Here is a 25,947-nt window from a genome sequence, read left to right as displayed (position 1 = left end):
CATGGACATCGACAAGGCGCGGTGGGTGCGGTGGGCGTGCCACGGGCTGTGGCTCGGGACGGTGCTCCTGGCCTCGGCGAACCTGCTCCTCGCCGTCCTGAACGGGACCGACGCGGGCGGCCTCGGCGCCGGTTACCCGGTCGGGCTGTCGCTGATGGCGGTGGCGTTCGCGGCGGTCGGCGCGGTCGTGACGCCGCGCCATCCGGCGAACCCGGTGGGCTGGCTGCTCAGCGGCATCGGCGCGGCGATCGCGATGACGGGCCTGTGGCAGTCCTACGCCGTCTACGCGCTGACGACGCGGCCGGGGTCGCTGCCGTTCGGGGAGTTCGCGGGCTGGGCCGGGACGTGGTCGTGGATCCTCGCGGTGTTCCCGGCGGGAACGTTCCTGCCGCTGCTGTTCCCGGACGGGCGGCTCCCGTCCCGGCGCTGGCGCGCGGTCGGCCGGCTGTCGGCCGCGAACCTCGCCGCGGCCTCGGTCTGCTTCGGCGCCGTCTCGGCCGGGGCGGGCCCGCCCGCGTTCCAGCCGGAGGTGAGCGGGCCCGGGGACGTGGCGCTGGTCGCCGGGCCCGCCGCCGCGGCCGGGCTGCTCGCCGTGCTGTCGGCGGCGGCGAGCCGGGGCCGGTACCGGCGGGCGCGCGGCGACGAGCGGGCGCAGCTCCGCTGGTTCGGGCTGAGCGTGGCGCTCGGCGCGGCGGCGGTGGCGGCGCAGTTCGTCCAGCCGGTGGCGCCGACGCCGGACCCGTGGTTCGCGTCGCTGCTCGTGCTGGGCACGGGCACGCCGGTCGCGATCGGGTTCGCGATCTCCAAGTACCGGCTGTACGACATCGACGCCGTCCTGCGCGGCACGATCGTGTACGCGACGCTGGCCGCGTTCATCACGGTCGTCTACGTCGCGGTGGTCGTCGGCGCCGGTTCGCTGGTGGGGTCGCACGTCGGGGGCGGGCCGCTGCCGCCGCTCGTGGCGACGGCCGTCGCGGCGCTCGGGTTCGGCCCGATGCGCGCTCGCGCGCGGCAGGTCGCGGACCGGCTCGTCCACGGCGTGAGGGCGACGCCCTACGAGACGCTGTCGCTGCTGTCGGAGCGGCTCGCCTCGGCCGCGCCGATCGAGGAGTTCCTGCCCTCGCTCGCGCGGGCCCTGGCCGACGCCACCGGCGCGTCCCGCACGGAGGTCTGGGTCAGGGTGGGCGAGGAGCTGCGGCTGGCCGCCGCGCACCCGCCGCGCACCGCCGAACCGGTCCCGTTCCTGGACGGCGTCCCGGGCGCGGACGCCGTGGCCGAGGTGCGCGACGGCGCGGAGACGCTCGGGGCGATCACGATCGCCAAACCGCCGGGCGACCCGGTCACCGCGCGGGACTCCGCCCTCGCCGCCGACCTCGCCGCGCACGCCGCGATCGCGTTCCGCGACGTCGCGCGCGCCGCCGAGCTGCGCGCGTCGCGGCGGCGGCTGGTCGCCGCGCAGGACACCGAGCGCCGCCGCCTCGAACGCGACCTGCACGACGGCGCGCAGCAGCACCTGCTCGCGGTCGCCGCGAAGATCGGCCTCGCGCGGGCGCTGCTCGGTGACGCCTCCCCCGAGGTCGGGGCGCTGCTGGACGAGCTTCGCCACGACACCGGGACGGCCCTGGACACCCTGCGCGACCTGGCCCGGGGCATCTTCCCCGCGATCCTCGCCGAGAAGGGCCTGGCCCGGGCGCTGCGCGCGCACGCGGCCCGCGTCCCGGCCGAGGTCGCGGCGGCACCGGCACTCGCCGGGCGGCGGTTCGCGCCCGAGGTCGAGGCGGCGGTGTACTTCTGCTGCCTGGAGGCCCTGCAGAACGCGGCGAAGCACGCCGCCGGGAGCGCGCCCCGGCTCCGGCTCGACCTCGGCGGAGACGGTGACGTGCTGGAGTTCGCGGTGTCCGACGGCGGGCCGGGGTTCGACCCGTCCGCGACGGCGCGGGGGGCGGGACTCGGCAACATGCGCGACCGGATCGACGCCGTCGGCGGGCGGCTGGAGATCCGCTCGTCCCCCGGCGCGGGCACCACCGTCCGGGGGCGGGTGCCCGTGCCTCGTGCGGGCACCACCGCGCGGGGGCGCGGAACCGTACCCGGAACCGGGTGACCGCACCCTCGCGGGCCCGCGCGGCACGGCCGTAGCGTCCCAGGTCAGGAGGTAATCATGGACAATCTGACCCGCTGGACGATCCGCCTGATCCTCGCCACGGCGGTGGGCCACGTGCTGTTCGCGTTCGTCCAGCCGAACGCCTGGGACGACATCGCCCGCGACGGGTTCTTCCGGGCGCTGGCGGACGACGGCGCGGCCGGCTTCGTCGAGCGCGAGTCGAGCGTGTGGTTCCTGCTGGCCGCCCCGATGCTGCTGCTCGCCGGGCTCCTGTCGCGCTCGGTCGCCGTCCGGACGGGGCGCATGCCCGCCGAGACCGGCTGGGTGATGCTGCTGCTCGGCGTCGTGCTCGTCGCGCTGTACTTCCCGGCGGGCGGCGGCTGGCTGCTGCTGGTCATCGGCGCGCTGTCGCTGACCTCCGCCTACCGGGCTCACTCGCCCGCGCCGATGGTGTCGGCCGGACGCGGCGCCATCGCGAGCCGCGCCGGGAGCGCGGTCGCCACCAGCGCGAGCACCCCGGCCCAGCCGAGGACGCCCAGGTAGGTGAGCGGCGGGACGTGGGGCGCGCCGCCGGTCATGCCCCGGCCGAACGCGGTGAGCGTGACCAGCGCGACCGCCGTGCCGAGGACGGCCGCGATGAGCACGGTCGCGAGCGTCTCCCAGCCGAGCATGCCCATGACCTGGCGGCGGGTGGTCCCGACGATCCGCAGCAGCGCGAACTCGCGGGCGCGGGCGGAGGTCGCCATCGCCAGCGTGTTCACCACGGCGATCGCGGTGAACGCGATGATCAGGATCATCGCGACCTGGTTGACCTCGGCGTTCTGGGAGGCGTTCGTGGTGATGGAGGCAGCGCCGGCGAACCGCAGGCCGGGGATCCGCGGGGGCTCCCCGGCCACGAGCAGGGTGCCGCGCGGGTCGTCCACGTGGGCGGCGAGCAGGTCCCGGGAGACGGTGAGGTCGCCGAACCCGAGGCCGCGCCCGTAGACGGCGATCACCGTGGGGGCGATCGGCGTCCCGTCCCCGAGCGTGAGGCGAAGCCGGTCGCCCGGCCGCACGTGCAGCCGTCCGGCGGCCGTCTCGCTGACCGCGATGCCGGACCCGCCCAACGCGTCCAGCGAGCCGGAGCGGACGTCGAGGTCCAGCGTGCGGTTCAGACCAGCGGGCGTGACGCCCTGGATCCGGTAGTTCTCCAGCCCGACCCGGACGGTGCCGCGCACGACCTCGGTCACGGCGGTGACCCCGGGCGAGCGGCGGATCTCCTCCGCGACCGCGTGCGGAACCCCGGGCCCGGCCACGTGCGCGGCGATCGTGCCGTCGGCGGCCTGGCGGGTCGCGGCGTGGCCCATCGTCGTCTGGACGAACAGGATCGTGGCGGTCAGCCCCATCATCAGCGTGAGCGGGGTGATGACGGACGCGAGCCGCCGCGCGCCCGCGCCGAGGTTCGCGGCGGCCAGGTCGCCACCGACCGGGAACAGGCGCAGCGGCACCGCCAGCACGGCGACACCGGCGCGGGCGAGCACCGGGCCGAGGAGCGCCACGGCGACCGTCCAGACGATGGCGGTCAGCATCGTGACCGGGCTGGACGCGGCCTCGACGTTCAGGTGGGCCAGCAGCACCGTCAACGCGGCGCCCCCGGCGGTGCACCCGAGCCCGGCGACGAGCCGCCCCACCCCGAGCCGGACGGGACGCAGCGCCGCCTCCCCCAGCGCCTCGACCGGCCGGATCCGCGACGTCCGCCGCGCGGCGGTCCGGGCGGCCGCCCACGCGGCGGCCACGGCCGCGAGCACCGCGACGGCCGGCGGGAACGGGCCGGTCACGAGGTCGAGACCGGCCGGCAGCGCGCCGAGGCCCCGGAACCGGTCGCGCAGCCAGAACGCCAGCGGCAGCCCGGCGGCGGCGCCGAGCGGGCCCGCGACGAGCCCGACCGCCAGGGCCTCCCGGCCGATCATCCGGCGGACCTGGCGCGGCGTCGCGGCGATGGCGCGCAGCAGCGCGATCTCCCGCTCCCGCTGCTGCACCGACAGCGCGAACGTGCCGGACACGACGAGGACCGCCACCAGCAGCGCCGTCCCGCCGAGGGCACCGCCCATGCTGATCAGCTTGATCCGGGACCGCTCGGCGCCGGGGAACTCGGCCCTGCCCCGGCCGTCCCCGGTGTGGACGGTCACCCGCGCGCCGCGCACCGCGTCGCGCACCGCCCGCTCCGGCCCGGTCACGCCGATCGCGGAGACCATGCCGGGACGCCCGGCCAGGCGCGCCGCCCGCGCGGAGCTGAAGAAGATCGCGGTCTGGTCCCTGAGCGCCTGCCGCGTCACGCCCACGACCCGGTAGGTGCCGGGCTCAGCCGACTCGACCCGCACCCGCGAGCCGGGCCGCAGCCCCCGCTCGCGGGCGGACGCCGCGTCCACCACGATCTCGTCGTCGGCGGCGGGCGCACGCCCGGCCCGCAGCGTGAACGGGGTGAGCGCGGCCGACTCCCAGCCGTGCCCCCACGACTCGCCGTCCCGGCCCGCGATCTCGGCGGGGAAGCTGACCTCGGTCGTCACCGCGCGGACGCCCGGCGCCGAGCGGATCCGGTCCGCCAGCGACGCCGGGACCCAGACGCGCTCGCCGAGCACCTTCGCCTTGTGCTTGGTCCTGCCCTTCTTCTCCTTGACCGCGTGCACGTACTGGTCGCCGCCGACGACGACCGGCGCGCCCGCGTACCGCTGCGGCGCGACGGACCCGCGCAGCCCCGTGTCCAGCAGGATCCCGCAGGCGCAGACGAGCGCGGCGGCGCACAGCAGGGCGGCGAACGCGCCGGCGAGACCGGCCTTCCTCGCGATCACTTCCAGGCCCCCAGCCGCGTCATGCGGGCGGCGACGCCGTCGCTGGACGGCGCGTCCAGCGTGTCGGCGATCCGGCCGTCGGCGAGGAACAGCACCGTGTCGGCGTAGGACGCGGCGACGGGATCGTGGGTGACCATCACGACCGTCTGGCCCATCCCGTCCACGAGTTCGCGCAGCAGCGTGAGGACCTCGCGCGCCGTCATCGTGTCGAGCGCGCCGGTCGGCTCGTCGCCGAACACCACGTCCGGCCGGGTGACCAGGGCGCGGGCGATCGCCACCCGCTGCTGCTGCCCGCCCGAGAGCTGCGCGGGACGGTGCGCGGCGCGGTCCCGCAGGCCGACGCGGGCCACCACCTCCTCCAGCCACGCCCGGTCGACACGCGCGCGGGCCAGCCGCAGCGGCAGCGTGATGTTCTTCTCCACGGTCAGCGCGGAGACCAGGTTGAACGCCTGGAACACGAACCCGACGCGCTCGCGGCGCAGCTCGGTCAGCCGCGTCTCGCTCATCGCCGACAGCTCGGTGCCACCGAGCCGGACGGTCCCCGACGTCGGCGTGTCCAGCCCCGCCGCGCAGTGCAGGAACGTGCTCTTCCCCGATCCGGACGGCCCCATGACGGCCGTGAACCGGCCGCGCGGGATCCCCACCGTCACCTCCCGCAGCGCCGCGACGGCGCCGCCGCCCCTGCCGTAGACCTTGCTCACCGCGTCCAAACGCACCGCTTCGTCCATGCCCCCAAGTCTTCTGACCTGCGGGTCCGCCCACCAGAGACGCCGTCACCGATCACCCATGACCTCGTCATGGGTGCCGCCGTGGCGGCGGCTGGTAGACATTGGTGGACATTGATAGACATAGAGCGTGATCAGGGTGCTGCTGGCCGACGACCACCACGTCGTGCGCGGCGCGCTCGCCGCGCTGCTGAACCTGGAGCCCGACCTGGAGGTGGTGGCCGAGGTCGAGCGCGGCGACGCGGTGCTGCCCGCGGCCCGGACGCACCGTCCCGACGTCGCCGTCCTCGACGTGGACATGCCCGGCATGGACGGCCTCGCGGCCGCGGCCGCCCTGCACGAGGAGCTGCCCGCGACCGCGGCGCTGATCCTCACCGGCCACGGCAAGCCCCACCACCTGCGCCGCGCGCTCGCCGCGCACGTCCGGGGGTTCCTGCTGAAGACCGCGCCGCCCGAGGAGCTGGCCGCCGGGATCCGCGAGGTCGCGGCGGGCGGCCGCGTCCTGGACCCGAGCCTCGCCGTCACCGCCTGGGACCTCGCCGACAACCCGCTCACCCCGCGCGAGACCGACGTGCTGCGCCTCGCCGCCGAGGGCGCCGAGGCCACCGAGATCGCCGAGCGGCTGTTCCTGTCGGCCGGGACGGTCCGCAACCACCTGACGTCCGTCGTGGCCAAGCTCAACGCCCGCAACCGCACCGACGCGGCGCGAATAGCGGGCGAGGCCGGCTGGCTCTAGGCGGGCAGGTGGGCGTCGAGGCGGAAGTCGCCGTTTCCGTCGGCGCGGGCGCTGAGCGTGCCGTTGTGGGAGGCGAGCCTCGTGGTGAGGTTGCCGATGCCCGCGCCGGGGGGCGTGCGGCGGGCGCGCGGGTCGAGGCCGTCGTTGCGGACGGTCAGCCGGACGCCCGCGCCGTCGCGCGCCGTGACGATCGCGCAGTGCCGGGCGGCGCTGTGCCGCAGCACGTTGGTGACCGCCTCGCGCAGTACGACGCTGAGCACCGCCGACGCCTCGGCCGTGAGCCCCGCGTGGCCGGTGTCCACCTCGACCTCGACGCCCGCCGCCGCGAGCACCGACCGCGCCGAGGCGACCTCCGCGTCCAGCACCAGCGCCGACGTGCCGCCGGTCGCGGCCCGCAGGTCCCCCTGCGCCCGCTCGGCCATCGCGAGGACCTCGGTCAGCTCGGCCCTGGCACGGGCCGGGTCCGCCTCCGCCAGCCGCCGCGCCAGCTCGCACTTCAGCAGGATCGCGGCGAGGCTGTGCCCGAGCAGGTCGTGCAGGTCGCGGGCCGCCCGCAGCCGCTCCTGGACGGTCGCGGCGCGCGCCAGCTCCTCGCCCGCGACCCGGAGGTCGCGCACCAGCCGGGTGAGGCGGACGAGCCCGTACAGCACGAGCCCGGTCACCAGCGCGCTGATCATGGAGTTGACCGTGGCGGCGACGTCCGGGCCGGCCTCCTGCGGGGGGACGTCCCCCCGGAACGGCCCGGCGGCCGCCGCGCCGACGCCGGTGATCACGGCCGCGACCAGCGGGACCGCGAACCGGTGCGGCAGCGCGACCAGCAGCCCTCCGACGAGGAACCCGGCCAGCCCCAGCCACAGGCCCGACGGGGCCTGTAGCAGGCCCTTCAGCGCGAACCCCGCCAGCACCGCCGCGAGCAGCGTGACCGACAGCCGGTAGGCGTTGCGGTCGGATGTGGTCACGGGTCGCTTCGCGGCCCGGATGGCGGCCTCCACCGTGAAGCGGCCGTCGCCGCCGAGGCCCGTGGCGAACGTGCCGCCCGCCTCGCGGACGCGTTCCGCCGCGTCCGCGAGGCCCTCCTCGCCCTCGGCCGCCGTCCGGACGCCGTCGTTCACGACGCGCAGCCTGACCACGCCCCGGCTCTCGGACGTCTCGATGACGCACCGCTCGGCGGAGTCCCCGCGCACCACGTCGGTGACCGCCTCGCGCAGGACGGTCGCCAGCAGCGCCCCGGCCGGGCCCAGCGGTTCCCGGTGCCCGCTCCGCACCTCCGCCTCGACGCCCGCCGCCTCCAGCAGCGCCCGCGCCGCCGCCACCTCCGGCGCCAGCGACATGCTCCGGAAGTCGGCCGCCGCCGCCCGCACGTCGTTCAGCGAGCGGCGCGCGACGTCCAGCACGTCGCCGATCCGTTCGGGGCGGTCGAGGGCGCGGCGGCCGCCCGCGGAGATCGTGGCGAGCCCCTCGCCGAGGCCCCGGTCGAGTTCGGTCGCGATGCGGAGCCGTTCCCGCGACACCGCCGCCATCGTGAGCGGCAGCCGCGCCGCCGCCGTGTCGTCCACCCGGTCGGCGAGCCGCACCAGCCCGTAGACGACGAGCCCGACCAGCAGGGCCGAGAGCGTCGCGTCGGCGGTCGAGCCGTCGCGCGGCGCGTCCAGGACGGCGGCGCTCGCGAGCACCGCGACCGCCGCCGGCCACGCCGCCGCCAGCATCAGCGAACCCGCGACGAAGCCGAGGACCCCGACCGAGGTGCCGAGCGCCACCGCGCCGTAGGCGCACGCGGCCTGCGCGGCGACGGCGGCCCAGCGGCTGCCGGGGATTCGCGGGACGAGCCACACCAGGTGCAGAGCGCACACCGCCGCGACGAGGACGATCGCCACCGCGACCCGGGGCGCGCCGTCCGTCCGCGCGGGGGCGCCCAACGCGTACACACCGGCGAACGAGGCCATGACGAGCCCGGCGACCAGCCGCGCCCGCCCGGACGCCGTGAACCCCTCGACGGCCACCGATCCCCTCACATCGCAGTCGCGCCCGCCTCGGATCCTCCCATGTCCGCCACTTCCCGCGTTCCCGGCGGGCGCTCGACCGGCGTACGGCGCCGACACGTGGAGGCCACCTCGGGGCCACCTCAGGTCCGTTTCGGCCCGAAAGACCAACGTTCGCTGAGAGTGAACAGCAAGACACTCCTGACAGCTGGACTAGACCAGTCCAGCGTGCACACCGGACCAGATCTCCGCAGGTCCCGCGCCCGGTAACAGTTAAGACTCTTGCGGAAATGACCTCTTGAACTGGTACGGACCAGCTCATATCTTCTGGGACCAACGCGCGTTTGTGCTCAATGAGCATTCGCCCCGCGCACAAATGTTCATGCGCGCGAGGGGGCACGCCGGGCGGAACCCGAGACCGTCCGGACGCCGTGCCCAGGAGACTCATCGCGCCAAACGACCGCGGCGGGAGAGGCCGCGCGACCCTAGCGCGGGGTCGGCGGCAGCTAGCGGATCGACAGTCGGCACGGGCGCGCGGGCGCCCCGAAGAAGAGCAAGCCGGAGAAGGCGGGGACAGATGAAACGGCACCTCACGGTCGCCATCGCCACGGGCCTGACAGTGGCCCTCGGCGTGAGCGGATGCGGGAAGGGCAGCTCGTCGGACGACGGCGGCTCCGACGGCAAGAGCATCAAGTTCGTCGCGGCGATCTACGACAGCAACGCCGAGCCCTACTGGAAGGCGCTCATCAAGGACTTCGAGGCCAAGAACTCCGGCTACAAGGTGCAGCTGGAGATGGTCGACTGGACCCAGATGGACGCCAAGGTCAAGACCTACATCCAGACGAAGCAGGCTCCCGACCTCCTGAACTACAACTCGTTCTCCGACTTCGCGCGGGACGGGCTCATCTACAAGGCGTCCGAGGTCGTTTCACCGACCACGCTGAGCGACTTCACGCCGACGTTCGTCGAGCAGTCCAAGTACAACGGCGACCAGTACGCGCTGCCGTTCATCTCCAGCGCCCGCCTGCTGTTCTACAACAAGGACCTGTTCGCCAAGGCCAAGATCGCCAACCCGCCCAAGACCTGGGACGAGGTCAAGACCGACGCCGAGAAGATCCAGAAGGAGGGCGGCGCCACCGGCTACGGGCTGCCGCTCGGCCCCGAGGAGTCGCAGGCGGAGTTCTACTCCTGGGCGATGAACAACGGCGGCGGCTGGGTCGACGCGTCCGGCAAATGGGCGATCAACCAGCCCGCCAACGTCGAGACGCTGAACTTCCTGAAGGGCCTGAAGGACGCCAAGCTGACCCAGCCGAACCCGGAGACCACCGACCGCAAGACGGTGTTCAACCAGTTCGCGCAGGGCAAGATCGGCATGGCGATCGGCGGACCGTTCACCAAGGCCGGGTTCATCGACCCCGTCAACAAGAACCTGAACTTCGGCGTCACCTCGCTGCCGAGCAAGAGCGGCACCGAGCACAACACGCTCGGCGTCATGGACCTCCTCGCCGCGTTCAAGAAGAACGACGGCAAGAACAAGGAGGCCCTCAAGAAGTTCCTCGACTTCCTGTACCAGAAGGAGAACACGTCCACCTTCCTCAAGAAGGAAGGCTTCCTCCCGGTGACGAAGTCGGCCGGTGACGCGCTCAGCTCCGACCCGTACATGAAGCAGTTCGTGGACGCGCTGCCCTCCTCCAAGTTCGCGCCGACGAGCAACCCGGCGTGGTCGGCCGTCGCGGGCGCGGTCAAGCAGAGCCTCGGCTCCTCGGTGGCGAACAAGGACCCGAAGAAGGTCCTGGACGACATCCAGAAGACGGCCGAGAAGAGCGGCTGATAGTGCAGGACCTCGAAACCAGGGCGCGGGACGCCGGTGCCACGGCCCGGCCGTCCCGCCCCTCCGCACTCCGGCGGGCCGGGCGGGCGCTGACGCCGCTCGTCTGGCTCGGCCCGTCCCTCGTCCTCATCACCGTCGTCGTCCTGTGGCCCGTCGTCGAGATGGTCCGCACCTCGTTCCAGAAGATCAGCTCGTCGGGTGTGACGCTCGGCGGCAACGGGACCACCAACTACACCGACCTGTTCGACGAGGACGACCTCATCCCGGTCGTCCTGCGGACGCTCGGCTGGGTCGCCGGCATCGTCATCACCACGATGGTGCTGTCGCTCGCCATCGGCCAGTTGCTGAACAGCCGCTTCCCGGGACGGCGCATCGTCCGCTGGACGGTCATCGTCCCGTGGGCCGCGTCGGTGCTGATGACCTCGCTCATCTGGAAGTGGATGCTGGACAACTACTCCGGCCTGGTCAACCGGGTGCTGCTCGACCTGCACCTGATCGACGAGCCGGTGAACTGGCTGGCCCATCCCTGGCAGGCGATGCTGTGGATGATGTGGGTCGCGGTGTTCGTGTCGCTGCCGTTCGCCTCGTTCGTGATCCTCGCCGGGCTCCAGACGATCCCCGAGGACGTCTACGAGGCCGCGCGCGTCGACGGCGCCGGACCGCTGCGCACCTACTTCGGGATCACGCTGCCGCTGCTGCGGCCCTCGATCATGATCGCCTCCATCATCAACGTCATCAACGTGTTCAACAGCTTCCCGATCATCTGGGCGATGACCGGGGGCGGCCCCGGGCACTCCACCGACACCACCACCACGTTCATGTACAAGCTCGCCTTCTACGACCAGAACGTGGGTGAGTCCGGCGCGATGGCGGTCGTCAACTTCGTCCTCATCCTCGCGATGGTCCTGATGTACCTGCGCGCCGCGCGGTGGCGGGAGGAGGTCCGATGACGCGCCCGTCCAAGGAGACGAGCCCGGCGGGGGCGGCGCGCCGCCGCCCGCTCCGGCTCCGCACGGCCCTGCTGACCGCCGTCGGCTGGCTGGTGGCCGTGGGCTTCCTGCTGCCCTACCTGCAGATGGCGCTGACCTCGCTCAAGTCGGAGAAGGACCTGACCAAGTCGCCGGGCGGCTACCTGCCCGACCACTGGACCTGGTCGAACTTCGTCGACGTCTGGGACGCGGCGCCGCTGTGGACCTACCTGCGGGTCTCGCTGATCGTCGCGGTGGCCGCGACGGTCGTCACGCTGGCGTGCGCGCTGCCCGCCGCGTACTACACGGCCCGCTACCGCTTCCGGGGGCGCGGCGCCTACCTGCTGCTCGTCCTGGTCACGCAGATGTTCGCGCCGACCGCGCTGGTCATCGGCATCTACCGGGAGATGGTCGCGCTCAACCTGACCGACACGCTGTTCGCGCTCGTGCTGGTGAACGCGGCGTTCAACCTGCCGTTCTGCGTGTGGATCCTGCACGGCTACTTCTCCAGCATCCCCAAGGAGCTGGAGGAGGCCGCGTTCCTGGACGGCGCCGGACGGGTCGGGGCGCTCACCCGCGTCACCCTGCCCATCTCGATGCCCGGCGTCGTCACCGCCGTCGTCTACACCTTCATCGCGGCGTGGAACGAATACATCGTGGCGCTGACCGTGACCGCGTCGCCCGACCGGCGTCCGCTCACCGTCGCCGTCCCCTCGTTCGTGACCCAGTACCAGGCGCACTGGCAGTACCTGTTCGCCTCGTCGCTGATCGCGATCGTGCCGGTCGTCATCCTGTTCGTGTTCGTCGAGCGCTACCTGATCGGCGGCCTCACCGCGGGCTCGGTCAAGTGACGCTGATCGGCCTGGACGTGGGCGGCACGTCGATGAAGGCGGAGATCGTCAAGGTCGCCGGCCGGGCGGAGGCGGGCGGGGAGGTCCTCGCGACGCTCTCCTGGCCGACCGACCAGGCCGACCCGGTGGGCGGCGTGCTCGGCTTCGCCGCCCACCTCGCCGCGCGCGCGGAGGAGCTGACCGGCTCCCCCGCCGCCGCGGCGGGCATCGTGCTGCCCGGCATCGTGGACGAGACGTCCGGCACGGCCGTGCACTCGGCCAACCTCGGCTGGCGGGACGTCCCGATGCGGCGGCTCGCGGCGGAGCGCCTCGGCATCCCGGTCGCGATCGGCCACGACGTCCGCACGGCCGGGCTCGGGGAGGCCGAGCTCGGCGCGGGACGCGAGGTGTCCGACTTCGTGTTCGTCGCCATCGGCACGGGCATCGCCGCCGCGCTGATCCTGAACGACTCCCCCTATCCGGGCACGTCCGGGTGGAGCGGCGAGATCGGGCACATCGTCGTCCGCCCGGACGGCGAGCCCTGCGCCTGCGGCAACCGGGGGTGCCTGGAGACCTACGCGTCGGCCGCCGCGCTGACCCGCAGGCACGGCTCGGGCGTCCCGGCCGAGAAGGTGGTCGCGCTGGCCGCCGCGGGCGAACCGCACGCGTCCGCGGTCTGGAACGAGGCACTGGACTGCCTCGCCGACAGCCTGGCCTCCGCCACGCTCTTCCTCGACCCGGGCCTCATCGTCGTCGGCGGCGGGCTGGCCAAGGCGGGCGCCACGCTGCTCACGCCGCTGGCGTCCCGCCTGACCGACCGTCTGAAGTTCCGCCCGGCGCCGCCGATCGTCCCCACGGAGCTGGACGACCAGGCCGGCGTCAAGGGCGCGACGATCCTCGCCTCCCGCCTCCGCTAGACCTCAGGCGGACGGGTCGATCACCAGCTTGCCCCGGGTGTGCCCGGCCCGGCTGAGGTCGAAGGCGGCTCCGACCTCCGCCAGGGGGAAGGAGCCGGCGACCTCGACGTCGAGCGCGCCCCGCTCCGCGAGGTCGGCGAGCAGGGCGAGCTTGGCGCCGTCCGGGCGGACCCACACCACGTGGCCGCCGTGCTCCTCGACGGCGGGGTCGGCGATCGAGGCGTGCCGCCCGCCGGGCGCGAGGACCGCGAGCGTCGCGTCGAGCTGGCCCCCGGCGAGGTCGGCCACGGCGGAGACCCCGTCCGGCGCCAGCTCGCGGACGCGTCCCGCCAGCCCCTCGCCGTAGGCGACCGGCGCGGCACCGAGTCCCCGCAGGTAGTCATGGTTCTTCTCGGACGCGGTGCCGATCACCCGCGCACCTCGCGCCCGCGCGATCTGCACGGCGAGGCTCCCCACGCCACCGGCCGCCGCGTGCACCAGGACGGTGTCACCCTCACCCACGTCCAGGTGGTCGAGGACGCGCTGCGCGGTCAGCCCGGCGAGCGGCAACCCTCCCGCCTGCTCCCAACCGAGGTTCGCGGGCTTGAGGGCGATGTGGGCCGCCTGCACCGCGACGTACTGCGCGAACGTCCCCGCCTGGAGGGCGTCCTTGCGCGCGTAGGCCATCACCTCGTCACCGGCCGCGAACTCGGGGACGTCGGGCCCCGGCCTGACGACGACCCCGGCGACGTCCCAACCCGGGATGACGGGGAACACGGTGTCCAGCAGCGGGTCGAGCCCGCCCGCCATCGCCTTCCAGTCCACCGGGTTCACCCCCGCCGCGCGCACCTCGATGAGCACACTGCTCGGCGGGACCCTCGGATCGGGGACCTCACCCAGCTTCAAGCGGGAGTTGTCGTCGGCGTAGGCGTCATAGGTGACCGCGCGCATGTCTTCCTCCGGTTAGTGGACCATTCCAAAGCCTGCCACCGCGCCGGAGGCCCGAGCCCACCGGGGTCGCGTAGGCAACTCCCTACGCTTGACAGGTAGGGAGCTTCCTACCTATCTTCGGGCGCATGAACATCACGTGTGTACGGCTGCTGACGGTGCCGGTCTCCGACCAGGACGCCGCGAAGGACTTCTACGCCGGAACCCTCGGGTTCGAGGTGGTCACCGACCGGGCGATGGGCCCCGTCCGCTGGCTCCAGCTCGCCCCCGCCGGCGCGGGCACGAACGTGGTGCTGGCGAACCACGTCCCCGGCCTCGCGCCGGGGACCGTGCACGGCCTCATGCTGGAGACGTCCGACCTCGACGGCGACTGCGCCGAACTGCGCCGCGCGGGCGTGGACGTCGAGGGCCCGCAGGACCTGCCGTGGGGACGCCAGGCCACCCTGGCCGACCCCGACGGCAACGGGATCGTCCTCGCGGCGCGCTGACCATGGCCGCCGAGGTCACCGACGTCTTCGCGGCGCTCGCGAGCCCGGTGCGGCTGGAGCTGACCCGCCTCCTGCTGGAGGGCCCGCGCTCGGTGAACGAGCTGGCGGCCCACTTCGAGATGAGCCGCCCGAGCGTCTCCGAGCACCTGCGCGTCCTGCGGACCGCCGGGCTCGTCACCGAGCGGCGCGACGGCCGCCGCCGCGTCTACCGTTTGGAGCCGGGCCCGCTGATGGACGTGTCGGACTGGCTCACCCCCTACGAGCGGTTCTGGCGCGAACGCCTGGCCGACCTGCGCGACGTCCTGGACGAGGAGCACCCGGAGTGACCGCCGACATCGAGGTCGAGGAGTTCCTCCCGCACCCGCCCGCCAAGGTCTGGCGGGCGCTCACCGACCGCGACCTGCTGGCCCGGTGGCTGATGCCGAACGACTTCGAACCCGTCGTCGGGCACCGGTTCACCTTCACCACCCGCCCTATCCCCGGCGCCGGTTTCGACGGGACGATCCGCTGCCGGGTCCTCGACCTGGACGAGGAACGGCTGCTGCGCATCAGCTGGGGCGGCGGCGCCCTCGACACCACCGTCACCTGGCGCCTGGTCCCCGAGGGACGCGGCACGAGGCTCTTCATCCGCCACGCGGGCTTCGACATGGACGACCCGTCCCAGGCGTTCGCGTTCCGCGGCATGACCAACGGCTGGCGCTCCCACGTGCTGGAGTCCCTCCACACCGCCCTCGCCTAGCCGCACCAGGACGCCCCGGCCGCCCGCCCGCCCGGCCCGGCGCCGGCGCGGAGCGCGGCCAAGCCCCCGGTGAGCACTCCACGGGCACCCGCAACGGCCCGTGACCTTGATGCCCGGCATCCGAACCGTGCGGATCAACGGCACGCGATCCGCACCCGCCCGCTCTTGGCGGCTCGCCAAGAGCGGGCGGTCGACCTCCCGGCACTCGATCGCCCACACCGGGTGGCCGCGGGCAGGCGGCCGCTGACCCGGGGCGCCCGCGCTCCTCTCCCATGCCTCCCGCCGCCGTCCGGCGGCTCGTCCGGGTCGGGAGCCGGAGCGGCGGCCGGGTGCCGGGGCGGGCCGAGTCCGAGGAGGGTCAGGCGACGGGTTCCAAGGGGGTCTCGTCGCTGAACTGGGTGCGGTAGAGGTCGGCGTAGCGGCCTCCGGCGGCCAGCAGTTCGGTGTGGGTGCCGCGTTCGACGATGTGGCCGGCCTCGACGACGAGGATGAGGTCGGCGGCGCGGACCGTGCTGAGGCGGTGGGCGATGACGACGGCGGTGCGGCCGTCGAGGGCCTCGGCCAGGGCCTCCTGGACGGCGGCCTCGGACGTGGAGTCCAGGTGGGCGGTGGCCTCGTCCAGGATCACGACGCGCTGGCGGGCCAGCAGCAGGCGGGCGATCGTGAGGCGCTGGCGCTCGCCGCCCGACAGGCGGTAGCCGCGCTCGCCGACGATCGTGTCGAGCCCGTCGGGCAGGCCCTCGATGAGGGTGGCGAGGCGGGCGCGGCGCAGGACGTCCCAGAGGTCGTCCTCGGTGGCGTCGGGGCGGGCGAGCAGCAGGTTCTCGCGGATCGACTCGTGGAACAGGTGCCCGTCCTGGGTGACCATGCCGAGCGTGTCGCGGATCGACTCGAAGGTGAGGTCGCGGACGTCGACGCCGCCGAGCCGGATCGCGCCGGAGTCGGCGTCGTACAGGCGCGGGAGCAGTTGCGCGATCGTCGACTTGCCCGCGCCGGACGAGCCGACGAGCGCGACCATCTGGCCGGGCTCGGCGCGGAACGACACCCCGTGCAGGACGTCGACGCCGCCGCGCGTGTCGAGGGTGGCGACCTCCTCCAGCGAGGCGAGGGAGACCTTGTCGGCGGACGGGTAGGCGAAGCGGACGCCGTCGAACTCGACCGCGACGGGCCCCTCGGGGACGGCGCGGGCGCCGCTCTTCTCGGCGACCAGCGGCTTCAGGTCGAGCACCTCGAAGACCCGCTCGAAGCTGACGAGCGCGCTCATGACCTCGACGCGGGCGCTGGCGAGCGCGGTCAGCGGGGCGTAGAGGCGGGTCAGCAGCAGGGCGAGGGACACGACCGCGCCCGCGTCCAGGGAGCCGCGCAGCGAGAACCAGCCGCCGAGGCCGTAGACGAGCGCGAGGGCGAGCGCCGACACCATGGTCAGCGCGGTGATGAAGACGTGCTGGACCATCGCGGTGCGGACGCCGATGTCGCGGACGCGGCGCGCGCGGGCCGCGAACTCGGCGGACTCGCGGGCGGGGCGGCCGAACAGCTTGACCAGCGTCGCGCCGGGGGCGGAGAACCGCTCGGTCATCTGGGTGCTCATCGCGGCGTCGTGCGCGGCGGCCTCGCGTTCGAGGCGGGCCAGGCGGGTGCCCATGCGGCGCGCCGGGAGGACGAAGACGGGCAGCAGGACCAGCGCGAGCAGCGTGATCTGCCAGGAGATGCCGACCATCACCCCGAAGGTCAGCATCACCATCACGAGGTTGCTGACCACGCCCGACAACGTGTCGCTGAAGGCGCGCTGCGCCCCGATGACGTCGTTGTTGAGGCGGCTGACCAACGCGCCGGTGCGGGTGCGGGTGAAGAAGGCGACCGGCATCCGCTGCACGTGGTCGAAGACGGACGTGCGCAGATCGAGGATCAGGCCCTCGCCGATGCGGGCCGACAGCCACCGGTTGGCCAGCCCGAGCCCGCCCTCCAGCAGGGCCAGCAAGGCGATCAGGATGGCCAGGTTCACGACGGTGGAACTGGCCGAGTCGTCCACGATCGCGTCGACGACGCGTCCGGCCAGGACGGGCGTCGCGACCGCGAGGACGGCCAGCACGACGCTCAGCCCGAGGAAGGCGAACAGCTGCCGTCTGTGCGGGCGCGCGAACCTCGCTATCCGCTTCAGGGTCGCCTTGGAGAACGGGCGGCGGTCGTCCTTGGCGTTCATCGCATGGTGCAGGGACATCCACGCGGTCACTTCCATGTCCATCGGTTACCACTCTCTCTGGAGGATCTCGCCAAGAACATCTTGGAACCTCAACAAAGATTGAGGTCAACCTTGCCGCCGTGCACAACCTCGCACATGGGTACGACAGGATCGATAGACGATCTTCGGCGAAAGGCATCATGTGGACATCGACGCGGCGCGTAAGGACACCCCCGGCTGCGCGAACGTGGCGCATCTCAACAACGCGGGGGCGGCGCTGCCCCCGCGTCCCGTGATCGAGGCGGTGGCGGAGCATCTCGCGCTGGAGTCGACCATCGGCGGCTACGAGGCGGCCGAACGGAACGCGGTGGCGATCGAGCGGTTCTACGAGTCGGTGGCGGGGCTGGTCGGGGCCCGCCCGGACGAGATCGCCTACGTGGAGAACGCGACCCGCGCGTGGGACATGGCGTTCTACGCGATCCCCTTCGCGCCGGGCGACCGGATCCTCACCACGACGAGCGAGTACTCCAGCAACGCGATCGCCTACCAGCAGGTCGCGGCGGCCAGGGGCGTCAAGGTGGAGGTCGTCCCCGACGGCCGGGACGGCGTGCTGTCACTGGACGCGCTGAGCGCCGAGCTGGAGCGGGGCGACGTCCGGCTGGTGTCGATCAACCACGTCCCGACGCACAACGGGCTGGTGAACCCGGCGGCGGCGGTCGGGCGGCTGTGCCGCCAGCACGGCGTCCTCTACCTGTTGGACGCCTGCCAGTCGGTGGGGCAGATCAGCGTGGACGTGGAGGAGATCGGCTGCGACATGCTGTCCGCGACGGGCCGCAAGTATCTGCGGGGACCGCGCGGGACGGGGTTCCTCTACGTGCGCCGGGAGATGATCGCGGCGCTGGAGCCGCCGTTCCTCGACCTGCACGCCGCCACCTGGAAGGCGCCGGACGGCTATGAGATCCGCGGCGACGCGCGCCGCTTCGAGTCGTGGGAGCGCTACGTCGCGGGCCAGATCGGCCTGGGCGTGGCGGCGGAGTACGCGTCGGAGCTGGGCATCGAGGCGATCCGGGAGCGGGTGGCCGCGCTCGCCGACGGGCTGCGGGAGCGGCTCGCCGCCCGGCCCGGGACGACCGTCCTGGACAAGGGCGAGCGCCCGTCGGGCATCGTCACCTTCACCGTGGACGGGCACGAGCCCGCCGCCGTGAAGAAGGCGGCGCGGGAACGCGGCGTCAACATCAACACCACGAGCCCGCGCTCACAGGGGTATGACCCACGGGCGCTCCCGTCGGCGGTGCGGGCGTCCGTGCACTACTACAACACCGAGGAGGAACTGGACCTACTCATGTCGGCCCTCCCCGGCTGACCGGCCTCAGCGGTTGGGGCGGGACGCGCTGATGTCGGCCAGCGCCGAGCCGGAGTCCTCCTCGACCGCGAGGTCGCCGATCGAGACGATGCCGACCGGACGGCCGTCCTCCAGCACCGGGAGCCGCCGGACGGACCGCTCGCGCATGATCTGCGCGGCCTTCTGCGGGGAGTCCTCCGGGCCGATCGTCGCGGTGACGCTGCTGGTGATGCCGCCGATCTTGGCCTGGCTCGGGTCGCCGCCCGCCGCCAGGCCCCGCACGACCAGGTCGCGGTCGGTGACGAGTCCGCGCAGCTCGTCACCGTCCGCGACCAGGACGGCGCCGATGTCCTCGTCGCGCATCGCCCGCGCCACCGTGACGATGTCGAGTTCGGGGGACACCGACGTCGGGGAACCGGTCATGATGTCGCGGATCTTCGTGGCCATCACTCACTCCTTGCGACTCGCTCCTGGTCCTGGGACGAGCCGTGCCCTACCCGAGGAGATTCGGCTCACTCATCGCGCCTATTTCCTGAACTGCGCGAAGAGCCGCTCCGCCGCGGCGCCGTCGAGGGCGACGCGGTTCGGGTCCTGCGGCGCGGGCTTCACCGGCACGGTCGAGAAGCGCACCGCGTCCGCGCCCGTCTTCTCCATGCCGCGCGCGACGGCCTCCAGGGCGCCGACGTCCAGCCGCGGATACGTCGAGACCGACCGCGCCGACATGGCCAGGAATTTCGCGTACCGCGCGGGGTCGCGCAGCCGCTGCTCCCTGGCCTCCTTCAGGAGGGCGGACATGAGCTTCTGCTGGCGTTCGATCCGGGCCAGGTCCGAACCGTCCCCGAGGCCGTGCCGGACCCTGGCGTAGGCGAGCGCCTGCCGGCCGTCGAGCCGCTGCCTCCCCGGGCGCAGCGACAGGCCCGACGGCGGGTCCGAGACCGCCCGGGGGATCGTGAGCTCGACGCCGCCGAGCACGTCCACGATCTTCGCGAACCCGGTGAAGTCGACCACCACGCTGGTGTCGACCTCGACGCCGGCCACCGACTCCACCGTGCGGTGCGTGCATGCGACGCCCAGCGCGAACGCCGAGTTCACGGGCGCCACGCGGGCCGGGACGACCCTCCCGCCGTCGGCCTTGCAGGACGGCACGCGCACCAGCGTGTCCCGGGGGATGCTGACCGCGCGCACGTTCTTGCGGTCGGCGGGCAGGTGGACGAGGACGAGGGTGTCCGAGCGCGCCGCGCCGCCGCCCCGCGAGTCCGAGCCGACGAGCAGGACGTTGAGGGTCTTGCCCGTCCCGAACGCGAGGTGCTTCGCGCCGCCGAGCACCGGTTTCCCGGCCCCGCGCAGCACCACGCCCGGGATGAGGACCAGCGCGGCCGTCACCATCGCGACCGCGCCGATCAGGCTCCAGCCCGCGGGGCCGCCCGGCCTGCGGAGCCGCCCGCTCCTGCCCGGCGTCGCGCGGCGGCCGTCCGGCGCCTCCAGCAGGCGCCGCCGCTGCCGCGCCAGCGTCCCCGGCGGCTCGTGCTCCAGCTCCCGGCCGAGGCCGCGCAGCAGTTCGAGATCGTCCACCGCTACTCCTCCTCGTGCATCGGGTTGGTGTCGCCGAGCACCGCGCGCACCTTGCGCCGGGCGCGGTTCAGCCGCGAGCGGACGGTGCCGACCGGTATCCGCAGCGCCTGCGCGACCTCCTCGTAGCTCAGATCGCCCCAGGCGATCAGCAGCAGCACGTCCCGGTCGCGGCGCGGCAGCCCGGCCAGCGCCTCGGCCAGCAGCGGGCGCGCCGCGAACGCCGTCACGTCCTCCGCCACGCGCTCGGCCAGTTCCTCCCCGGGGCCGTCCACCGGGCTGCGGCGCAGCGCACGGTACCGCGTCGCCTCGCCCCGGTGGTGCCGCGCGATCAGCTTGGTCGCGATGCCGAACAGCCACGGCCGCGCGTCCCGGTGGGCGAGGTCGTAGCGGTGCCGCTTGCTGAAGGCGGTCAGGAACGTGTCGCCGACGAGGTCCTCGGCGGGCTCCGGGCCGATCCTGCGCGAAACGTAGCGGTACAGCATCGCCGAGTAGCGGTCGAACAGCGCGGCGAACGCCTCCGGCTCCTCCAGCGACCGCTCGACGAGGTCGGCGTCGCAGACCGGTCCGGCGGCGGTGCCGGTGACGGGGATACCGGCCGGAGGTGCTGTCATCGCTGACACCATGGCATGCGAACCGGCCTTCCGTGGGGACTGTGTTCGCCGGTGTATCTCCGCGACGCCGCGTCCCGGTTCACGGCGGAACCGCCGTCTCATGATCACTAATGCGTAACGAAGTGAACCTTCCAGCTAAACTGCGCATCCTTCAGGGTGCACGGGTCGACGGCGTGGGGGCGCGCTGCCCGCGACCGTCCCGTCCGCGTGTCAGGACACCGAGTCGAGGAGGTCGTGCCGTGGACGACGCCCAGCGGGAGCCGGAGGCGGCCGAGCAGGCCGAGGTCCCCGACGGTCCCGACCGCATGAGCACCGCCGAGTTCGCCCTGCCCAGGCCCCCCGGACCCGCCGAGCCCGCCGAGCCCGCCGAGCCTGAGGACGAGGCGTCCGAAACAGCGGAAACAGAGCCGGAGGAGGACGGGGAGGCCCGCGCCGAGCGGGAGCGGAAGAAGGCCGCCTCCCTGACCCGCCCGGACATCTCCGTCCGGCGGAACCCGGACGCGACCGTCTTCGACATGTCCTCCCAGCGGACGCGGGAGGAGCCGAGGCCGGAGACGCCCGCCGCTCCCCCGCCCGAACCCCCCGCCGCCCCCCTGCCCGAACCGCCGAGCGCGCCGCAGCCCAGCGCCCAGCCGGAAGCACCGCAGGGCCCGTGGGAGGCCGCGCTCCCCCAATCCCAGCCTCAACCGGCCCCCACGACGCGATCGTCCGGCCAGTGGACGGTGCCCTGGGAGACATCCGAGCCCGAGCCCGAACCGGCGCACGCCCTGGTGCCGGCACCGGCACCGGCACCGCCGCAACCGCCGCTCCCCGAACCGCCACCGCCCGCGGCCGAGCGGCGGCCCCGGCGGCGACGGCGTGCCCTGGTCATCGCCCTGGCGGCGGTGGTCCTGGTCGCCGGTGCGGTGGCGGGCCAGCTCGTGCGGCCCGCCCCCGACGCGACGCTCAAGATGACCTTGGCGACGTCCAGGCACACCTTCCCCGGGGCGGCGCCGGCACTGCCGTGGCCCGCGCAGGGGCAGTCGGTCGTGCATGTGGACGGGCTCGGGACGATGGGCGCCTCCGGTGGGTCGGCGCCGACGCCGACCGCGAGCGTCGCCAAGGTGATGACCGCGTACGTCTACCTGCGCGGCCATCCGCTGCGCGCGGGCGAGCCGGGCCCGGTGCTGACGGTGTCGCCGCAGGCGGCGGCGCAGATCCCGATGCGCAGGAAGCGCCAGGAGTCGCTGCTCGGGGTGACCGCGAACCAGCGGCTCACCCAGCGCAAGGCCCTGGAGGCCCTGATGATCATCTCCGCCAACGACGTGGCGCACGAGCTGGCCCGGTGGGACGCCGGGGACGAGCGCGCGTTCGTCGCGAAGATGAACGCGGCCGCGCGCGAGCTGGGCATGACGAGCACGACCTACACCGACCCGAGCGGCTATGACGCGCGGACCGTGTCCACGGCCGCCGACCAGGTGAAGCTGCTGACCGCCGCGATGGCGATCCCGGCGTTCGGGGAGATCGTCAACCACCCCGCCTACGTGCCCGACGGCGGCGGCGCGCCGCGTCCGGGCGGGAACATCCTGCTCGGCCAGTACGGCGTGGTCGGCGGCAAGACCGGCTACACCGACGCGGCGGGCGGCAACTTCGTGTTCGCCGCGCGCAAGCGGGTCGCGGGCGTCCCGACGCTGATCGTGGGCGCGGTGATGGCGCAGCGGTCGCCGAGCGCGATGGGCGCGGTGACGGCCGGGCAGCAGTTGGTCGCGGCGGCGGAGGGCGCGCTGACGGCGGCGACGCTGGCGCCCGCGAACACCGCCGTGGCGAAGGTCGACGACGGGCTCGGCGGCGGCGCCCCGGCGCGCGCCGCGTCCGCCGTGACCGTGGTGGGGTGGCCCGGTCTCTCGGTCCCGGTGACGGTCGGCGGCGACCCGCCGGCCACCGGGAGGCGCGGCGACAGGGTCGGCGTGCTGACGGCGGGCGCGGCGCGGATCCCGCTCGTCCTCGGCGCCGCGCTGAGCGAGCCGTCCCCGCTCAGGCGCCTGACCCGGCTCCGCTAGCGGACCTCGTCGCCGGGCAGGCGGAGAGCGGTCGCGACGAGCCCGCGCAGATGGGCGCGGAAGCGGGCCAGCTCGCGCGGGTCGTCGACGCCGTGCCGCCGCCCGTCGCCGTCCAGGACGCCGCCGCGCGCGAAGCCGTGGGTGCACCAGACGATCGTCCAGGCGAGGTACTCGACGTCGGCGCCGTCGCTGAGCAGCCCGCCGACGGCGCCGGTGACCATCCGCATGAGCGGCTTGACGTAGAGGGATTCCAGGTGGGCGACGTCGGCGGCGTCCGACAGCCAGCGGTGCATCCACAGCGCGGGGATCTCGGGGTGCGCCGCGCAGAAGTCGATGTAGCGGTCGAGCAGGTTGAGGACGCCCGCCGCGTCGGGGGTCATGTCCGCGACCGCCGCTTCGAGCGCCGACCGCTCCATCCGGTGCGCGCGCTCCATGACGGCCAGGTAGAGGTCGCGTTTGCCGCCCGCGTGGTGGGCGATGGCGGCGGTGTTCAGCCCCGCCGCCTCGGCGATCATCTTGGTGGACGTGCCGTCGTAGCCGAGGGCCGCGAACAGCCGGGTCGCCGCGTCCAGAACCCGCTCCCGGCCGGGCTCGCTCGTCATGCGGCTCACCGTAGGGGCCGGGCGCGGGCCCGGTCAATCGGCCGCCGCGGCCGTGCAGGAACCTCTCAGGTACGGCGGGCGGACGGCCCCGCGAGGACGGTCGCGGCACCGAGCCCGAGGTAGATGATCCCCGTTGCGTACCGCTGGCGGCGCCGGAACGCGGGCCGCGACCGCAGCCACCCGCCGATCGACCCGGCCGCCGCCGCGTAGACCAGGTCGACGGTGAGCCCGATCAGCGTGAGCACGAGCCCGAGCACCACGATCTGCGCCGGGACGGCCCCCGCGTCCTGGTCGACGAACTGCGGCAGGAACGCCAGGAAGAACAGCACGACCTTCGGGTTGAGGATGTTGACGAGCACGCCGTCCAGGTAGACGCGGTGCAGCGGCTGCGGCTTCAGCCTGATCTCCTCGTGGCCGTTCCCGCCGCGCAGCGTCCGAATGGCGAGATAGAGCAGGTACGCGGCGCCCGCGTACCGCAGGATCCCGAACGCGGTGGCGGACGCGGCGACGACCGCCGACAATCCCGCCGCCGCCGCCGCGACATGCACGAGCGTGCCGCTCTCGACCCCGAACGCGGACATGAACCCGGCGCGACGTCCCTCCCCGATGCTGCGCGTGGTGATGTACAGGTGGTTGGGCCCGGGAATGGCGACGAGCGTGAGCGCCGCCAGGACGAACAGCAGTGGGTTGGTCACCGTCGCCACGCTACGGACAGGCCACACCGACCAGTAGGGCCATTCGGCGCCCTTGTTTCCGGGCCATTCGGGCCCACCGAATTCTCAGCGGCCACGACCGCCGACCGCACGGGGACCGGGCCGCCGCCCGGTCCCCGCCAGCGGGCTACCACACGAACCGGGCCGTTTTCATGTCGAGGCCCTCGAACTCGGCGGGGACTCGCTTGCCGGTCTTCAGATCCATTCGGACCCATTCGCCGTCCCGGCTGTAGAGCACGTGGCCGCCGCCCCCGTCGACGGCCACGGAAGCCTCGCTCGCACCGTTGGAGTTCCAGCGGTCGAGGGTGCGTTCGAGGCGTCCCGAGCCCCCTGGCATGCGCACCAGAAGGCGCACCCCCGCCATGGTGCGCACGACGATCCGATCGCCATTCGGTAGCAGCTTGGCGCGCAGCGGCTCACCGTCGTCCGCGAAGGACCGGGTCGGCCGCAGGACGTCCGGCTTGCTCCGGGGATCCAGCCGCCCCGAAGAGCGGTCGGACGCCCACAGCAGCGAACCGTCCTCGCCCCAGGCGAGAGCGGTCACCGCGACCGGACTGCCCCAGACCGCGGACTTACCTGTCCGCAGATCCCAGACCGATATCCCCGTGGCCTTCTTCGAGGAGACCACCATGGCCAACCGGGTCGCATCGGGCGAGACGGCGATGTCCTCCCCCTCCGCCCAAGGCGCCGGGGACGCCGTGGGCGACCCCTTCCGGTTCGGCGCCGCCGCCTCCACCTCACGGCTTCCCGGTGCCTGGGCGACGACGACGGCGCGGGCGTCCAACCGGCCCCGGTCGTCCAGGTGAGCGCGTGCGACCATCCAGGGGCCGTCCGCCGTCTTGCGTACCGTGAAGAAGACCGTCCGGTTGTCGGCCGCCATCGCCGCGTGACCCGCCCACAGCACCGGATAGCCGGGCGGCGGCAGAACCGCTCCCCTGGCCTCGCCGGTCGCGACGTCCACCACCCGCAGTTCCCGCTCGTATCCCACCTGCAAGGCGAAGGCGGGCGACCGGGCCGGCCGCACCGGCGTGGCGCCTCCGGTGGCGGCGGAGAAGGGCTGCCCCGCCCTTGGAGCCTCGTCCCGCACCAGGCCGATGCCGAACGCCACCATGACCGTCGCCGCGACCGCGGCGGCGACGCCCAGAACCGGAACGAGCCGCCGCCGGGACCGAACCGGTTCCCACTCGGGCTCGGCCGGGTCCCGGACGTCGGCGGTCGCCGCGTGGAACGTGTTCCGCAGGCGGTTTTCGAGATCGGTGGTCATGCGTCCTCTCCCAACAGGCTTTCCAGGCTGCGCAGCGCTCTGGAGATCGTCGACGAAACGGTTCCGCGGCTGACGCCGAGCGTGTCGGCGATCGCGCGGTCGTCCAGGTCCAGGAAGAAGCGCAGCACCAGGACCTCGCGCTGGCGGCGGCTGAGGCCGTCCATGGCGGCGAGCACTTCGGTCTGCTCCTCGCGCAGCAGGACGGCGGCCTCCGCCGAGACGTCCGGCACGAGTTGGGGGACCTTGGCGCTCGCGGCGACCCTTCTGCGCCGCAGCGCCGACCGGCAGCCGTTGACCACGGACGTCCGCAGATACGCCTCGGGGCTCCGCGGCGGTCCTTTCCTCCGCCAGCGGCGATGGAGGCCGAGAAAGGCTTCCTGCACCACCTCTTCGGCCAGTTCTTCGTCGTTGGTCAGGAGCACCGCCGTGCGTACGAGCGTTCTCGCGTGCTCCTGGAACAACGTGGACAGAGCTTCTCTTGCCACGCCAGGGTCCGCCCTTTCTAGAGCTTCTACCTAGAAAGACGCCCGGCGGCCCCGACTGCTGAAGCGGGAAC

24 protein-coding genes are annotated in these 25,947 nt (G+C 73.7%); 12 read left to right on the top strand and 12 right to left on the bottom strand.

Annotated elements, in window-relative coordinates:
* Nucleotide 1 precedes the first annotated feature (1 nt).
* On the top strand, nucleotides 2-2,101 hold the full coding sequence (locus GNZ18_RS09065) for a sensor histidine kinase (RefSeq protein WP_156215809.1): 2,100 nt from the start codon (nucleotides 2-4) through the stop codon (nucleotides 2,099-2,101).
* A 57-nt stretch (nucleotides 2,102-2,158) separates the two neighbouring features.
* Entirely contained in the window at nucleotides 2,159-2,644 is a 486-nt protein-coding gene (locus tag GNZ18_RS09060) for a DUF6463 family protein (protein ID WP_156215808.1), read from the top strand.
* On the opposite strand, the gene GNZ18_RS09055 is transcribed toward GNZ18_RS09060, so the two are convergent.
* Nucleotides 2,533-4,929: an FtsX-like permease family protein gene (locus GNZ18_RS09055; protein WP_312874397.1), complete on the bottom strand. Its 2,397-nt coding sequence runs from the start codon at nucleotides 4,927-4,929 to the stop codon at nucleotides 2,533-2,535. The two genes, GNZ18_RS09060 and GNZ18_RS09055, sit on opposite strands and share 112 nt — an antisense overlap.
* Entirely contained in the window at nucleotides 4,926-5,657 is a 732-nt protein-coding gene (locus GNZ18_RS09050) for an ABC transporter ATP-binding protein (RefSeq protein WP_173390697.1), read from the bottom strand. Before GNZ18_RS09050 ends, GNZ18_RS09055 begins: the two co-directional genes overlap by 4 nt.
* Before the next feature lie 127 nt (nucleotides 5,658-5,784).
* Here GNZ18_RS09050 and GNZ18_RS09045 point away from each other — a divergent pair, with 127 nt between their 5' ends.
* The gene (locus GNZ18_RS09045) at nucleotides 5,785-6,390 is read left to right on the top strand and encodes a response regulator transcription factor (protein WP_312874396.1); all 606 of its coding nucleotides are present in this window, start codon (nucleotides 5,785-5,787) and stop codon (nucleotides 6,388-6,390) included.
* On the opposite strand, the gene GNZ18_RS43595 is transcribed toward GNZ18_RS09045, so the two are convergent.
* The gene (locus tag GNZ18_RS43595; RefSeq protein WP_216651212.1) at nucleotides 6,387-8,390 is read right to left on the bottom strand and encodes a sensor histidine kinase; all 2,004 of its coding nucleotides are present in this window, start codon (nucleotides 8,388-8,390) and stop codon (nucleotides 6,387-6,389) included. The genes GNZ18_RS09045 and GNZ18_RS43595 overlap by 4 nt on opposite strands.
* 556 nt (nucleotides 8,391-8,946) lie before the next feature.
* On the opposite strand from GNZ18_RS43595, the gene GNZ18_RS09035 reads away from it, so the two are divergent.
* From GNZ18_RS09035 to GNZ18_RS09020, 4 genes are read left to right on the top strand one after another with little or no spacing between them, the layout of a single operon-like run.
* The gene (locus GNZ18_RS09035; RefSeq protein ID WP_156215807.1) at nucleotides 8,947-10,200 is read left to right on the top strand and encodes an extracellular solute-binding protein; all 1,254 of its coding nucleotides are present in this window, start codon (nucleotides 8,947-8,949) and stop codon (nucleotides 10,198-10,200) included.
* Nucleotides 10,201-10,202: 2 nt separating this feature from the next.
* Nucleotides 10,203-11,150, top strand: a complete 948-nt coding sequence (locus GNZ18_RS09030) for a carbohydrate ABC transporter permease (protein WP_308166121.1) — start codon at nucleotides 10,203-10,205, stop codon at nucleotides 11,148-11,150.
* Nucleotides 11,147-12,019, top strand: coding sequence for a carbohydrate ABC transporter permease (locus GNZ18_RS09025; RefSeq protein WP_156215806.1), 873 nt, complete (start codon nucleotides 11,147-11,149; stop codon nucleotides 12,017-12,019). The genes GNZ18_RS09030 and GNZ18_RS09025 overlap by 4 nt, the downstream gene beginning before the upstream one ends.
* Nucleotides 12,016-12,915 (top strand): ROK family protein, encoded by a 900-nt coding sequence (locus GNZ18_RS09020; RefSeq protein ID WP_216651211.1) that lies wholly within the window; start codon nucleotides 12,016-12,018, stop codon nucleotides 12,913-12,915. The genes GNZ18_RS09025 and GNZ18_RS09020 overlap by 4 nt, the downstream gene beginning before the upstream one ends.
* Before the next feature lie 3 nt (nucleotides 12,916-12,918).
* Here the strand turns inward: GNZ18_RS09020 and GNZ18_RS09015 are convergent, their stop codons facing one another.
* Complete coding sequence (locus tag GNZ18_RS09015; protein WP_156215805.1) at nucleotides 12,919-13,845, bottom strand: NADP-dependent oxidoreductase; 927 nt, start codon at nucleotides 13,843-13,845, stop codon at nucleotides 12,919-12,921.
* A gap of 125 nt (nucleotides 13,846-13,970) precedes the next feature.
* Between GNZ18_RS09015 and GNZ18_RS09010 the strand changes: the two genes are divergently transcribed.
* From GNZ18_RS09010 to GNZ18_RS09000, 3 genes are read left to right on the top strand one after another with little or no spacing between them, the layout of a single operon-like run.
* Nucleotides 13,971-14,330, top strand: a complete 360-nt coding sequence (locus tag GNZ18_RS09010; RefSeq protein ID WP_156215804.1) for a VOC family protein — start codon at nucleotides 13,971-13,973, stop codon at nucleotides 14,328-14,330.
* Between the two features lie 2 nt (nucleotides 14,331-14,332).
* Nucleotides 14,333-14,656: an ArsR/SmtB family transcription factor gene (locus GNZ18_RS09005; RefSeq protein WP_156215803.1), complete on the top strand. Its 324-nt coding sequence runs from the start codon at nucleotides 14,333-14,335 to the stop codon at nucleotides 14,654-14,656.
* Entirely contained in the window at nucleotides 14,653-15,069 is a 417-nt protein-coding gene (locus GNZ18_RS09000) for an SRPBCC family protein (RefSeq protein WP_312874395.1), read from the top strand. The genes GNZ18_RS09005 and GNZ18_RS09000 overlap by 4 nt, the downstream gene beginning before the upstream one ends.
* Nucleotides 15,070-15,427: 358 nt before the next feature.
* Here the strand turns inward: GNZ18_RS09000 and GNZ18_RS08995 are convergent, their stop codons facing one another.
* Nucleotides 15,428-17,311, bottom strand: a complete 1,884-nt coding sequence (locus GNZ18_RS08995; protein WP_156215801.1) for an ABC transporter ATP-binding protein — start codon at nucleotides 17,309-17,311, stop codon at nucleotides 15,428-15,430.
* 139 nt (nucleotides 17,312-17,450) lie between these two features.
* On the opposite strand from GNZ18_RS08995, the gene GNZ18_RS08990 reads away from it, so the two are divergent.
* Nucleotides 17,451-18,611 (top strand): aminotransferase class V-fold PLP-dependent enzyme, encoded by a 1,161-nt coding sequence (locus GNZ18_RS08990; RefSeq protein ID WP_214618490.1) that lies wholly within the window; start codon nucleotides 17,451-17,453, stop codon nucleotides 18,609-18,611.
* A gap of 6 nt (nucleotides 18,612-18,617) precedes the next feature.
* On the opposite strand, the gene GNZ18_RS08985 is transcribed toward GNZ18_RS08990, so the two are convergent.
* The 3 genes from GNZ18_RS08985 to GNZ18_RS08975 all read right to left on the bottom strand — a co-directional run bounded on the left by GNZ18_RS08985 (nucleotide 18,618) and on the right by GNZ18_RS08975 (nucleotide 20,773).
* Nucleotides 18,618-19,037, bottom strand: coding sequence for a CBS domain-containing protein (locus GNZ18_RS08985; RefSeq protein WP_156215800.1), 420 nt, complete (start codon nucleotides 19,035-19,037; stop codon nucleotides 18,618-18,620).
* A gap of 78 nt (nucleotides 19,038-19,115) precedes the next feature.
* Nucleotides 19,116-20,162 carry an LCP family protein gene (locus GNZ18_RS08980; RefSeq protein ID WP_156215799.1) on the bottom strand — a complete coding sequence of 349 codons (1,047 nt, stop codon included), beginning with the start codon at nucleotides 20,160-20,162 and terminating at the stop codon, nucleotides 19,116-19,118.
* A 2-nt stretch (nucleotides 20,163-20,164) separates the two neighbouring features.
* The gene (locus GNZ18_RS08975; protein ID WP_156215798.1) at nucleotides 20,165-20,773 is read right to left on the bottom strand and encodes an RNA polymerase sigma factor; all 609 of its coding nucleotides are present in this window, start codon (nucleotides 20,771-20,773) and stop codon (nucleotides 20,165-20,167) included.
* A 239-nt stretch (nucleotides 20,774-21,012) separates the two neighbouring features.
* Here GNZ18_RS08975 and GNZ18_RS43590 point away from each other — a divergent pair, with 239 nt between their 5' ends.
* Nucleotides 21,013-22,812, top strand: coding sequence for a D-alanyl-D-alanine carboxypeptidase family protein (locus GNZ18_RS43590; RefSeq protein WP_312874394.1), 1,800 nt, complete (start codon nucleotides 21,013-21,015; stop codon nucleotides 22,810-22,812).
* Here the strand turns inward: GNZ18_RS43590 and GNZ18_RS08965 are convergent.
* The 4 genes from GNZ18_RS08965 to GNZ18_RS08950 all read right to left on the bottom strand — a co-directional run bounded on the left by GNZ18_RS08965 (nucleotide 22,809) and on the right by GNZ18_RS08950 (nucleotide 25,876).
* The gene (locus GNZ18_RS08965) at nucleotides 22,809-23,414 is read right to left on the bottom strand and encodes a TetR/AcrR family transcriptional regulator (RefSeq protein ID WP_156215797.1); all 606 of its coding nucleotides are present in this window, start codon (nucleotides 23,412-23,414) and stop codon (nucleotides 22,809-22,811) included. The genes GNZ18_RS43590 and GNZ18_RS08965 overlap by 4 nt on opposite strands.
* A gap of 65 nt (nucleotides 23,415-23,479) precedes the next feature.
* A complete protein-coding gene (locus tag GNZ18_RS08960) occupies nucleotides 23,480-24,109 on the bottom strand; it encodes a LysE family translocator (protein ID WP_214618487.1) in 630 nt (209 codons plus the stop codon).
* A gap of 145 nt (nucleotides 24,110-24,254) precedes the next feature.
* Nucleotides 24,255-25,391: a hypothetical protein gene (locus tag GNZ18_RS08955; RefSeq protein WP_156215796.1), complete on the bottom strand. Its 1,137-nt coding sequence runs from the start codon at nucleotides 25,389-25,391 to the stop codon at nucleotides 24,255-24,257.
* Nucleotides 25,388-25,876: an RNA polymerase sigma factor gene (locus GNZ18_RS08950; protein ID WP_312874393.1), complete on the bottom strand. Its 489-nt coding sequence runs from the start codon at nucleotides 25,874-25,876 to the stop codon at nucleotides 25,388-25,390. Before GNZ18_RS08950 ends, GNZ18_RS08955 begins: the two co-directional genes overlap by 4 nt.
* Nucleotides 25,877-25,947: the final 71 nt, after the last annotated feature.

This window comes from Actinomadura litoris, from assembly GCF_009733595.1.
Lineage (GTDB): Bacteria > Actinomycetota > Actinomycetes > Streptosporangiales > Streptosporangiaceae > Spirillospora > Spirillospora litoris.
This window is presented reverse-complemented; position numbering and strand designations above follow the sequence as displayed.